Annotated in this window: 9 protein-coding genes; all 9 read left to right on the top strand. The window is 28.7% G+C overall.

Going from position 1 to position 13179, the window contains the following annotated elements; genetic code table 11:
• The first annotated feature begins 69 nt into the window (after positions 1-69).
• Positions 70-1443, top strand: a complete 1374-nt coding sequence (locus FVE74_RS10535; protein ID WP_147004467.1) for an aminopeptidase — start codon at positions 70-72, stop codon at positions 1441-1443.
• A 24-nt stretch (positions 1444-1467) separates the two neighbouring features.
• Positions 1468-4521 (top strand): alpha-amylase family glycosyl hydrolase, encoded by a 3054-nt coding sequence (locus FVE74_RS10530; RefSeq protein WP_147004466.1) that lies wholly within the window; start codon positions 1468-1470, stop codon positions 4519-4521.
• 556 nt (positions 4522-5077) lie between these two features.
• On the top strand, positions 5078-8230 hold the full coding sequence (locus FVE74_RS10525; protein WP_147004465.1) for a helicase-related protein: 3153 nt from the start codon (positions 5078-5080) through the stop codon (positions 8228-8230).
• Positions 8231-8944 carry a DUF4391 domain-containing protein gene (locus tag FVE74_RS10520; RefSeq protein ID WP_147004464.1) on the top strand — a complete coding sequence of 238 codons (714 nt, stop codon included), beginning with the start codon at positions 8231-8233 and terminating at the stop codon, positions 8942-8944. It begins immediately after the preceding gene.
• A 15-nt stretch (positions 8945-8959) separates the two neighbouring features.
• Positions 8960-10867, top strand: a complete 1908-nt coding sequence (locus tag FVE74_RS10515; RefSeq protein WP_147004463.1) for a site-specific DNA-methyltransferase — start codon at positions 8960-8962, stop codon at positions 10865-10867.
• Positions 10868-10888: 21 nt separating this feature from the next.
• Positions 10889-11740, top strand: coding sequence for an abortive infection family protein (locus tag FVE74_RS10510; protein WP_147004462.1), 852 nt, complete (start codon positions 10889-10891; stop codon positions 11738-11740).
• 377 nt (positions 11741-12117) lie between these two features.
• A complete protein-coding gene (locus FVE74_RS11600; protein ID WP_172617473.1) occupies positions 12118-12279 on the top strand; it encodes a hypothetical protein in 162 nt (53 codons plus the stop codon).
• Between the two features lie 119 nt (positions 12280-12398).
• Complete coding sequence (locus tag FVE74_RS10505) at positions 12399-12605, top strand: hypothetical protein (RefSeq protein ID WP_147004461.1); 207 nt, start codon at positions 12399-12401, stop codon at positions 12603-12605.
• Between the two features lie 16 nt (positions 12606-12621).
• Positions 12622-13155, top strand: coding sequence for a hypothetical protein (locus FVE74_RS10500; protein WP_147004460.1), 534 nt, complete (start codon positions 12622-12624; stop codon positions 13153-13155).
• Positions 13156-13179: the final 24 nt, after the last annotated feature.

The raw sequence follows: 13179 nt of genomic DNA, 5'->3' as shown, positions 1-13179 counted from the left end.
GCTGATTCGGAATATTTTTTCAAGCCACCGTTTTTTTGTTATAATTGAAACTTTGGGAAAGGAAGTAAAATGACAAAGGAAAATTTGTGGAAAAGTTATACAGATGAACAAAAAAAAGTAATATTTGAATTTGCTGAAGACTATAAAAAATATTTGGATTTGGCAAAGACTGAGCGTGAATTTGTAGATTTGACAGAAAAAGAGCTTATAAAAAATGGATTTGTCGATATTAATAAAAAAAGTGAATTGAAAAAGGGGGATAAAATTTATTTTAACAATAGAAATAAAAATATTATTGCGGTAATTGTTGGAAATGATATAAAAAGCGGTATTAATATGATTGTTTCCCACGTTGATTCCCCAAGACTGGATTTGAAGCCTAATCCAATAATGGAAGCTGAAGAATTTGCACTATTGAATACACATTATTATGGTGGAATTAAAAAGTATCAATGGGCTGCGACTCCGTTGGCATTGCACGGTGTAGTTTTTCTGAAGGATGGTGAGAAAATTTCGCTTTCAATTGGAGAGCGGGATGATGAGCCTGTGTTTAGCATGCCTGATATATTGCCGCATTTGTCGTATAATGTGCAGGATGAAAGAAAGGCAAGGGATGTAATAAAAGGTGAAGAGTTAAAATTGTTATTTGGGAATATGCCTGTAAATGATGAAAATGTAAATAAAAAAATAAAACAGTTTGTACTTGATAAATTGAAAAAAGATTATGGAATAGAAGAAGATGACTTTTTTACTGCAGAGCTGGAAGTTGTGCCTGCTGGGAAATTGCGAGATGTGGGGCTTGATCAGAGCATGATTGGAGGATACGGGCAAGATGACAGAATTTGCGCATTTACTTCGCTTAGAGCTTTGCTTGAAATAGAGGAAACAGAAAAAACTGTTATGGTTTACTTGACAGATAAGGAAGAAATCGGAAGTGAAGGTTCGACAAGCTTGAAGTCGACATTGCCTGAATATATTGTTGGAAAAATGCTTTCACTTACAGAAAAAAGCTATAATGATCAGATATTAAGGGAAACTTTGTGGAATTCTAAAGCCTTGTCATCAGATGTTACTGCTGCAATGAATCCTGTGTATAAATCTGTTCACGATATTGAAAATGTAGCTCGGCTATCTTATGGACTGGCATTCGCTAAATATACTGGAAGCCGTGGAAAATCTATGGCAAATGATGCAGATGCTGAATTTATTCAGGAAATAAGACAAATATTTGATAAAAATGAAATTAAATATCAATCGGGCGGATTTGGAAAAGTTGATGAAGGTGGAGGAGGAACTGTTGCGAAGTTTCTGGCTTACTATGGAATTAGAACGATAGATGCAGGGCCGGCACTTTTATCAATGCACTCTTTATTTGAAATTTCATCAAAAGCGGACTTGTATGAAACATACAGAGCATATAAAGTATTTTTTGAACTAAATTAGAGAGCAGATAATTAGGAGAGTAAAATGGGTTATAAATTAATAATTTACAAAGATAATAAATTTTATAGTGAAGAGAATTTAAAGCAAAAATGGGAAAATTATATATATAAATGGGGAAATGTTGAATCAGGGAGCTATTTCTTTGAAATAAAGGATGAAGAAAATGGTACAATAAGCGGTGTAACTTACAGCCATACAGCTCCATTTGCCAAAAAATTTGAAGCTGTGGTAGGCGAAAATTTACCACCAAAATCAATAACAGGATTTCAAAAGGGAATAGATATTTATGTGGAATATTCGCCATCTAAAAAGACATTTTCATTAACTAAAATGAAGTTTTACAGAATGAATTTGAATATTTCTGATTTTGGATTGGAAAAGGCGGATAAAGTTGAAATTGCGGGGAACTTTAATAGCTGGAAGCCTGATACTGAGCCGATTTATCATTTTGAAGGGACAAATTACGAAGTGACATTGGCTTCACCTGAAGGAGTTTATGAATATAAATACTTGATTGATGGAAAATGGTATCCTGAAAATAGAAATAGTAAGCTTGTAATAGGAGAAAATGGAGCATTATTCGCACAAGGAGATTTGGGAACTGGAAAATTTGTTTATGAAGCGATTGATAAAAATACAAATTTAAAGGCGATTGTTCATAAATACGACAGTTTACAATATTTTAACAAATTGTCTGACAGTGAGTATGAGTTTAAAATAAGAACTCAGATGAACGATGTGGAACGTGCATATATAAGCATTGTTTTACACGAAGAAGATAACTATGAAATGATTTACGAACTTGAAAGATATCAGGATAAGACAAATGGATTTGACTATTTTGAAAGAATTATAAACTTCGGAAAAGAAGCTAAAAAACTATTATATTATTTTATTTTGGAGGATAATGGCACAAGAGCCTACTTTAATGGAACGACATTAAGCTACAGCAAGCCCAAAAGACTTGTTGTAAATACAACTTCTAAAGATATACAGCTGTTTAATGTGCCAAATTGGGCAAAAGAAGCTATCTGGTATAATATTTTCCCAGACAGATTTTACAATGGAAATCATTACAATGATCCAATTTTCAATGAATTTGGACCAGAGGCATTTAAGCCTAACATACTTCATGAACAGAATTTTGTGGAGGAATATAAATGGGAAAAAAGTAACAATGTAATTAGCCATTTTGATAGAAACCGATGGACATCTGACTTTAGGGAACAGACAATATGGGAAAAGCTGGGAGAACGTGAAATTGACTACAGCTTGAAATATGCCAGAATGTACGGTGGAGATTTACAGGGAATCAAGGAAAAAATACCATATATGAAGGAGCTTGGAATTAATGCTGTGTGGCTAAATCCAGTATTTTTCTCGTATCAGAACCATAAGTATGGAGCAAATGACTTTAGACATATTTCGCCAGATTTTGGGACAATAAAGACAAGCGGAGAAACTCATGGCGTGGAAATTAACAGGAATAATAAATATGGGAATAAGTCATACGTGGATGTGCTTGGAAACAAGGCTACGACAAGCAGCGAGCTAAAACTTCTGGAAGTGAACTTAAAGGGTGAAAACAGAGGAAAAAATGGATATGGAGAAACAGAAGATCCAGCTACTTGGGTTTGGACAGAGTCAGACTTGATAATGGTTGACTTGATAAAGGAATTTCATAAAAATGGTATTCGTGTAATATTTGATGGAGTTTTCAATCATAGCAGCAGTGAGCATTGGACATTTAATATGGTGCTTGCAGACGGTGAAAATTCTAAATATAAAGATTGGTACAAATTTACAGATTTTGGACAGCATGTTCAGATTACAGATGATATGAGTGATGAGCAGGCATTTGAAACATTAATAGCAAATAGAAAGAGAACTATTTATAACGCCTGGGGTGGATTTGACTCGCTTCCTGAATTTAACACTTTTAATCAGGAATATAAAGAATACATTTTTAATATCACAAGAAAATGGATGTACGGACCTGATGGAAAAGAAAGTGAAAACTGGATGGAAGATGATGGAATCGATGGATGGCGTTTAGATGTGCCAAACTGTCTTGAAAATCAAAATTTCTGGAATGAATGGAGAGAAGTTGTAAAAGACAGCAAGAAGGATTCCTACATAACTGCCGAACTTTGGGGAAATGCTTCAGGAGATATTAACGGCGGAAATAAATTTGATACTGTAATGAACTATGAATGGCTAAAAACAGTTATCGGATTTTTCATAAACCAAAGCCGTGAAGGTGGAGTAAGATACAAGTTGAAGGCACAGGACTTTTTCAATGAACTTCGAGAAAAAAGAACCTGGTATCCGTATCAGGCATTGCAGGCGAGTCAGAATCTAAACGGTTCACACGATACTGACAGGCTTTATTCAAGAATTGTAAATGATGTAATTGGAAGAAATCTGGAAGAAGGAAAGCAGTTAGAAAAAGGATACAATGGAATTCGTCCTGACCTAGCTTCAAATAATCATCCAAATACAACGATAGATTGGCGAAACAGCCCAATTAAGCCAAAAGATATACTAAAATTAATTTCAATATTCCAAATGACTTATATTGGAGCACCAATGCTATTTTACGGCGATGAAGTTGGAATGTGGGGAGCAACAGACCCATACTGCAGAAAGCCAATGTTATGGAAGGAATTTTTGTATGATAATGAAAAAAATCCATCACATATTAATCAGAATGAAGTTTATGAACAAAAAGTCGACAGCGATTTATTTGAATGGTACAAAAAGTTAATAAGAATAAGATTAGAAAATAAAACACTTGTTTATGGTAAATTTAGAGAAGTATTTGCCGACAATGAACGAGATGTAATTGCATACGAAAGAGTAATCGAAGATCAATTAATCATTGTTGTAATAAACAATTCATTTAACAGCTGGGAAAATGTGGAATTTGAAACAAATTATCAGGATGAAAGATTTATTGATTTGGTAACAGAAGGAAGAACATTTAGAACGGGTTCAAATGGGAAAATTAAGTTGGATCTAAAGGCGAAAGAAGGATTGATTTTACGAAAAGTGAGGATAGATGGGGATTATGAGTAAGAATAGTCGATTGAAAGATTAAATATAAATTTTGTTAAGATAAAAGGAACTATGATTTTGGGTAGTTCCTTTTTTTGTTTATGTGTAGTATTAAATCCAGTTTGAAAAATTTATTTGTTTTCTGGTAAAGGATTAAGAGATCTTGGCAAATAGGATTTATAATGGATCTATTATTTTAATAGGAAATAGTATAAAAGTAGATTTGTTATGATTTTATATTAATTTTTGTTTAAATGGTAGGTTTATTTTAGAAAAGGGAAAAATCAAATAGTAATACTATTTCCCATTAAAACAAGAGAGTTTTTATAATTCTGTTCAGCAAGGGGTCTTGACCCCTTGTCAGAAAGTAGATAGTAAATCGTTTCTTTTTTCAAATGGGGTTTAGTATAAAATTACTTTTTATTGAAAAAAGATGGTAAATTGTGAAAAAATAGTGAGAATATAAGAAATTGTGGTATAATAGTTAGAAGAAAAAGAAAATTAAGTTATTAGCTTAATTAATATGGGGAAACTAATCGAGGTTGTAAAAACTTGTATATAGAGGGATAGTGAAAGAATGGGAAATTCAGCGAAAAAGTTTATTGAGAAGATAAATGAAGTTTTATCGGAAAAAGAAAATGCTGTGGTGAATATCATTAATGATAAATTAACCATATCAGTTTTTACGGCACTGGAAAAAAATTTAAAAAATGTGAAGGAAATAAATTTTATTATAAGAGATACAAAGTTTATTCCTAAAAATAATGAAATATCGAGAGAATTTGAGATAACGCCTAATGATATTTTGTACAATTCTTATGATATAAAGGAAAAAAATAAGTTGAAGCATTTTGCTAAGGCAAAGGCTATGTATGATTTTATAAAAAATAATGTAAATGTCAGAAAAGTAAAACCATATCAGAAAGTAAACGGGAATATTTTAATAATTGATGATGATTTTATGATTCAGGGAACATCATCACTTGAAATATACGAAAAAAGGACAAATCGCTATGATTTTGATACAACAATAAAAGGAGAAACAGAAAAATCCCAGATACTTGGCATGTCGAGAATATATGATGAAATTTGGAATAATGATGATGTAACACAGGATTATAAACAGGAATTATTAGAAAGTCTAGAATTTGTTTATAAAAATTATAACCCTGAATTTTTGTATTATTTCACATTAAATGAATTGTTTGGAGATAGGCTGGATAGCGGAATTGAAAGATTTGAAAATGATAGTGAGAAATTTAAAAAGACTGAAATTTGGAATTCACTTTTTGATTTTCAGAAAGACTGTGTCGTTTCTGCTATACAAAAACTTCAGAAATATGGAGGATGTATAATTGCTGATTCAGTAGGATTGGGAAAAACATTTGAAGCACTTGCTGTGATTAAATATTTTGAAATAAGAAATGATAATGTATTAGTTCTTACACCGGCAAAACTTTATGATAACTGGCGTTCTTTTACAGGAAATTATAAAGATAGTTTTTTGAATGAAATGTTTAATTACAAAATTATGTTTCATACAGATTTATCAAGAACCAAGGGAGAATCAAAATCAGGTTATGAACTAAGCAGATTTGACTGGTCAAAATTTGATTTGGTAGTTATTGATGAGTCACATAATTTTAGAAATAGAATTGCAAAATATGATGAGAATGATGAATTAATAATGAATAGATATTTTAAATTACTTCATGATGTAATAAAAAGCGGGAAAAATACGAAAGTCCTTTTATTGTCTGCAACTCCAGTAAATAATAGTCTTGTAGATTTAAAAAATCAAATTTCAATTATAACATCAGATCATGATGATGCATTTAGTGAACAAGGTATTTCGAGTGTGGGATATTTACTGAAAAAAGCGACACAAGTTATAAATGATTGGGAAAAAGAAGGAAGTCAGAAAAAAGATGAGTTACTGGATAATTTGCCGTCAGATTTTTATAAATTGCTAGAAATGATGACAATATCAAGAAGCAGAAAACATATTACAAATTATTATGGAACAAAAAATATAGGGAAATTTCCTCAAAAGAATAAGCCGATTACATATTATCCAGAAATTGATAGTCAAAACCAGTTATTGAATTTTAAAAATACAAATTCTATTTTAGAAGAATTAAATTTATCAGTTTACACACCAACTAAATTTATAAAAAGTGAAAAATTAAATTATTATATCAATAAATATAAGTTATCAGGAAATCGTGGTGGAAAAATGGATTTTGATACACAGTCGAAAGGTCTTGTATATTTGCATAGAACAAACTTGTTTAAAAGATTAGAAAGTTCAGTTTTTTCATTTTCTGAAACCTTGAAAAGATTGATTGAAAATATTGATCAGACAATAGAAAATTTAAATAAGGGACAGCAGATTGAAGAAAATCTTGATGTGGAAAATGAAGATGAAATCTATATTGAAAGAAGTAAATATGAAATAAAGGTAGAAGATTTGAGAATAAATGCCTATCTTGAGGAGTTGTATAACGATAGAGATATTATAAAAAGAATATATGATGAAACATTGATTTTATTGAAAGAAGATAGGGATAATAAGATTCATGAATTAGAAAAAATTGTAGGAAATAAAGTTGACAACACACCATATAATCCAGGAAATAGAAAAATATTGATTTTTACAGCATTTGCCGATACAGCGAACTATATCTATTCTAAGCTGTTAAAAAAATTCGAGGGAAAAAATATTAGCATTGCAAGTGTTACAGGTAAAGGAGTAAAAACTTCAAATAAAAAAGTAAAAGAGGATTTTCACAGTATTTTGAGTGCATTTTCGCCAAAATCTAAACTAAAGATTGAAATTCCTCAAGATGAACAAATAGATATTATAGTTGCAACAGACTGTATTTCAGAAGGACAGAATTTGCAAGATTGTGATACGGTAATAAACTTTGATATTCAATGGAATCCTGTGTCACTTATTCAGAGATTTGGAAGAATAGATAGAATTGGAAGTAAAAATGATAATATACAAATGATTAACTTTTTCCCAAATGCAGATTTGAACGAATATTTGGACTTGGAGAGAAGAGTAAAAGGGAAAATGACAACATTAAATATAGCTTCTACTGGAGATGAAGATATGCTTAATCCTGAAATGAATGATTTTAATTTTAGAAAGAGACAATTAGAAAAACTGAAGGAAGAAGTAATTGATATAGAAGATACAAATGAAAATATTTCATTGACAGACCTTAATATGAACGAATATCTGTATGAACTTTCAAATTATGTGAATAATCATAAGGAAATAAACAAAATACCAAAAGGAATTTATTCTGTAACTGAAGGTGGACAGAAGGGAGTGCTGTTCTGCTTTAAACATAGTAAAAATGATGCTAAACCTAAGAATGACAGTTCCCTTTATCCTTATTACCTGATTTTTGTGAACAACAACAAAGAAATTCTATTTAAAAACAGTCAGGCAAGGGAAGTTATAAAACTTTTTAGACAGCTATGCTATGAAAAAAATGAAGTTCAGGAAAAAGTTTTAAAGGAGTTCTTTAAAAATACGAAAAATGCTACTGAAATGGGATTTTATTCTGAATTGCTTAATACTGCGGTAAACAGTATAAAAGGTGAAGAGGAAGAAAAGGCTGTTCAGACAGTATTTGATTTTTCAGGATTTAATAACAATTTTAAAGATGATACAACAGATGATTTTGAGTTGGTATCTTTTCTGGTGGTGGGTTAAATGATAAATATGCCGGAAAGATATGAAATTAATCAGGAAATAAAATTGAAGAATCTTATTCTGAAGGAATTTAAACCTGATGAAAAAAAGAAAATAAAAGAATACATAAAATCAGTAACATTGAAATATATGATAAATGATGAGGAGATTCCAAGTGTAGAAGATGAAAAATATAATTTTAAGGTAATTCAGTATTTTGATTTTGAAATAACTGATATAAAAAAAGCTGGATTTCTTGCCAATCTATATCAAGAATCAATTAAATCGCCATGTATATTAAGATTTTACGATAATTCAAAAGAGTTGTATTCACTAGCTTTAAAAAGATTAAATCAAAATGATAGAAATGAAATAGTAGTTACAGATACTGTAATGACTGAAACATTTGATTTGTCAATGTCAGGTTCAGCAAAAAGGGAAGTGGAAAGAGTTTTAGACTATTCTAAAATCCTGAATCGAACTAACAAAGTTAATTTTTATTCAGAAATATTTATAAAAAATTACATTTTAAAAAATCAGAAGTATTATCAAAAGTCAGGAAATATTTTAGAAAGTTTAATATGGTATGACAGAAACAAAATGATTAATGTTTTTGAAAATTTTAAAAATCTTGTGATGTACAAAGAAAAAATGAAATCAACTATTAGAAATAGTGAGAAAGTAGAAATTAATAAAAAAATCAGAGAGATAATTTCTGAATTGGATAAATATTAGAATTTTGGAGGAAAAATGGAAAATAATAAAATAAAAAAAGAGATAAATGACATAGTAAATGACAATTTAAAAGCACTGGAGCAATTATTTCCATCTGCTGTAAAGGATGGACAGCTGGATATAAAGACATTGAAGGAAGAACTGGGAGATTTTGAAGAAGTAACAACTGAAAAATATGAGTTAAATTGGTCAGGGAAACAAAATGCAAAGAAAGTAGTACAGCAAGGAATTGGAAATAAAACATTGAAATTTGTAGCAAAAGATAGTAAAAATGCTGGCTCAACAGAAAATATCTATATCGAAGGAGATAATCTGGAAGTATTGAAACTATTAAGACAGAATTATTACAACTCAATAAAAATGATATATATTGACCCGCCGTATAATACGGGAAATGATTTTGTCTATAATGATACTTTTAAAATGGACAAGGAAGAGAGCGACAAGGCAGAGGGAATAATATCAGAAAATAATGAAAAACTACAGAAAAATCAGAAGTCAACTAACAGATATCATGCAAACTGGTTAAATATGATGTATCCAAGATTGAAACTGGCTAGGGATTTGCTGACTGATGATGGTGTTATATTTATAAGTATTGATGATAATGAGATAGATAATTTAATGAAAATATGTGAAGAATTATTTAATAGAAAAAATTTGGAAATATTTGTTTGGAAAAAGAAAGGTGGAGCTGGAAATACAGAAAAAGTAATCGGAGTTCTTACAGAATATTTAATCTGTTGTTTTAAAGATAAAAAACCTGGTAATTTCAATTATCAAAAAATTGATAGAAAATATTTGTATAACGATGAAAAGGGAATGTATAATTTAGAAGGTATTGAAAAGACCAATTTAGGAATTTATGAACGTAAAACAATGAAATTTGGGATAATAGATCCAAAAACAGAAATAACTTTTTTTCCAGCGGAAAATATGAGATGGACATTAGGATATGAAAAGATTCAAAATTTAATTAAAGAAAATAAATTATTTTTTGATTATAAAAATAAAAAAGTAAAGTTGATAAAAAGAGAAGATGATTATGAAACTTCTGAAAATGTTTACTATAATTTGTTTGATAAAGAAGGGTCATTGTCAACTGCAAAAAAAAATTTAGAAAAATTTCTTGGAAATAAAGAAATTTTTGATACCCCAAAACCTGTAGAATTATTGAAAAAAATATTGCAAATTGCTTCTAAAAAAAATTCAATTATTTTGGACTTCTTCTCAGGTTCAGCAACAACAGCTCATGCTGTTATGCAGTTAAACAGTGAAGATAATGGAAATAGAAAATATATAATGGTTCAATTACCTGAAACAACTGATGAAAAATCAGAAGCATTTAAGGCTGGATATAAAAATATTGCAGAAATTGGAAAAGAGAGAATCAGACGTGCTGGAGAAAAAATAAAACAGGAAATAGAAGAATATAATTCAAATCTGAAACTGGGAGAAGAGCCTAAAAAAGTTCCAGATATTGGATTTAAAGTATTTAAAGTGGACGATACAAATATAAAATGGTACGACTTGGAGAATTTCAATGAAGAAAGTCAATATTCTTTTGATGACCCTGATTCATTGGATTTTGTGCTTGGAAGCAATGATATTGATATTGTTTATGAAATAATGTTAAGACAGAATGATATTCCATTGTCAGAAAGACTGGAAGTATTGACAGATATTGGAAATAGAACATATTTTTATGCAAGTACATATTTAATTTGCCTTGAAACAGAAATAACAGAGGAAATGGTGGAAAAATTAGCTTCATTAGATCCGTTACCAATAAAATTTGTGTTTAGGGATTCAGCATTTAAGGATAATATTTCATTGAAGGATGAAACTTTTAGGAAGTTAAGAAGTCTGATTGAGAGAAATTCGGGGGAGAGTAAGGTTAGTTATAGGGTTGAGTTTATCTAAGGGAAGGAAGGTAAAATAAAGATGGATGATAATACTGAATTTAAAATTTTAGATCAAAAATCTATAATACATATTTTAATTGGCGGAGAACATACAGATAAAAATAAAATAGAATTTATGCCATATTTAAGCGGACCACAGATAATTGAAATATCAAAATTATTTAATTTAATTCAGAATGATGGAGAAAGTAGATGGAAATACATGTCTAAACTCTTAAATCATTGCATAGAAAATAAAACTATAAATAAATTGTTGACATATCTTTTTAATAAAGAACAATTTAATGAAAAAAAAGAAAAGTATGATGAAATAGTAAAAAAAGCAATAAATGATATAAATAACATACTTAATACTGCAAATAAAAAGTTAGAAAAAATAGATGATAGTTTTTATATTATGGAAGTTAGTGAAAAATCAATAAAAAAAATAAATAATATTGAATTTATTGATTTTAATTATATAAAAAAACTTGAGAGCAAAGCTTTAATAGATTTAGAGAAAAATAATTATGAAGCTGTGGTTACAAAGTCACGGACTTTGTTAGAAGAAATTTTTTGTTATGGAATAGAAAAGAAAAATATGGATCCACAAACAAATAAAGGTGATATTAATAAATTGTTTAGTGAATTTCGTCAAATATATAAAATGGATGAAGATAAAAATTTAGGTGAGAGAATAAGAAAATTAATTTCGGGATTGTATTCTATTGTAAGTGCTATTGGAGAAATAAGAAATCATAATAGTGATTCTCATGGTATTGGAACCCAAAGAGTAGGTATTTTAGAGCATCATGCGAGATTAGTTTTAAATTCCTCTATAATAATATCAGAATATATGATTTCAATAATTGAAAATGATAGAAAGAATTAAAAATAGTAATCATTTTATAAAAAAGGACAATGACAACTAAATAAAAAGAGACATAAAACCATTATAAAGAAAGAGAATTTAAGAATGATTGCAGATTTAATTATGGGATTTATTTTGAATTTTCTAAAATTGGAATGGCAGAAAATATAGAAAAAACAGGTGGAGATACAAGTTTTTTTGATGAAAATAAATACTTGCTTTATTCAATATTAGTGATACTTTGTATTATTAATATCATTGTATATGTGTGTATTAAATAGAAAAGACAACTTTAAATTATTATAACAAATGTATGTATATTGTATATTTTTTGTAAAGAAAGCAATTGACAAAATTAAAACTACAAAATATCCTTACAACTAAGGAAGGTGATTAACATGGCACAAAAAATGATTGATTCTAATATTGATAAAAATACAAAAAAAGAAGTAGAAGAATTATTTTATTCTGAAAGTAACATGAAATATTTAAAAAAAATTATTACAGATATTGAATCAGGAAAATCAAAATTAATAGAACATGATTTAATAGAAGAATAAAGAAAATCCTTTTATTGCTTTAATCTTCAGATTATATGTTAGAAATTTAATTGACACTCTAAAATATATATGATATTATAAAAATGAAAATAAAGTTAAAAAAGGGGAGAGTGGTAAAAATGTTCAGTAATAGAGCTAAAGCTGAAAAAATTTTTGAAAAAATGAATTTTGAAAGTATAAAGGATTTTGACGATATTGGTTTTTATGTATTACCTAGAGAAACAGAAGCTTATTATGATATTCGAAAAGCCAATGAATATATAAAAAAAAATCATATTGAAAATGGTTTGACAGAGAAAGAATTGGAAATGTTTAGAATAAAATAAAAATGGGTGGGATAAATTGAGGAATAAAAAATTAGTAAAAATAGATATAGATTTATTAACTCAGTGTCTGATTAGAACAAAAGATAATAAAATTGTAAAAACAAAAGTAAAGGAAATTAGTATACAGGATTATAATCTTGAAAATTGGGAATTCAATTGGATCGAGGAAAGTAAAAAAGAAAATAAAATTTTAGGATTATTTGCTGAAAATGATAAAAGACTACAAGGAATTGTTGAATATTATGAGAATAAGGAAAGACAATTATTAGAAGTTTTGTTAGTTGAAATTGCTCCGTTTAATAATCGTCATAACCCTAAAAATATTTTAAAAAGTAAAGAATATCTAGGAGTTGGTGGACATTTATTTGCTGAGATAGCAAGGATAAGTTTTGAAAAAGGTTATGATGGCTATGTTTCATTTTTAGCAAAAACTAACTTGATAGAACATTATAAAAAAACATTGGGAGCAAAACAATTATCATATATTGAGATGTATATAGATGATGAAGCTGCGATGAAATTAGTAAAAAAGTATTATAGTAAAAATTAAAAAAATAAATTTTAAGAAGTCTCT

Origin of the sequence: Leptotrichia wadei, assembly GCF_007990445.1 — a bacterium.
GTDB lineage: Bacteria > Fusobacteriota > Fusobacteriia > Fusobacteriales > Leptotrichiaceae > Leptotrichia > Leptotrichia wadei_A.
This window is presented reverse-complemented; position numbering and strand designations above follow the sequence as displayed.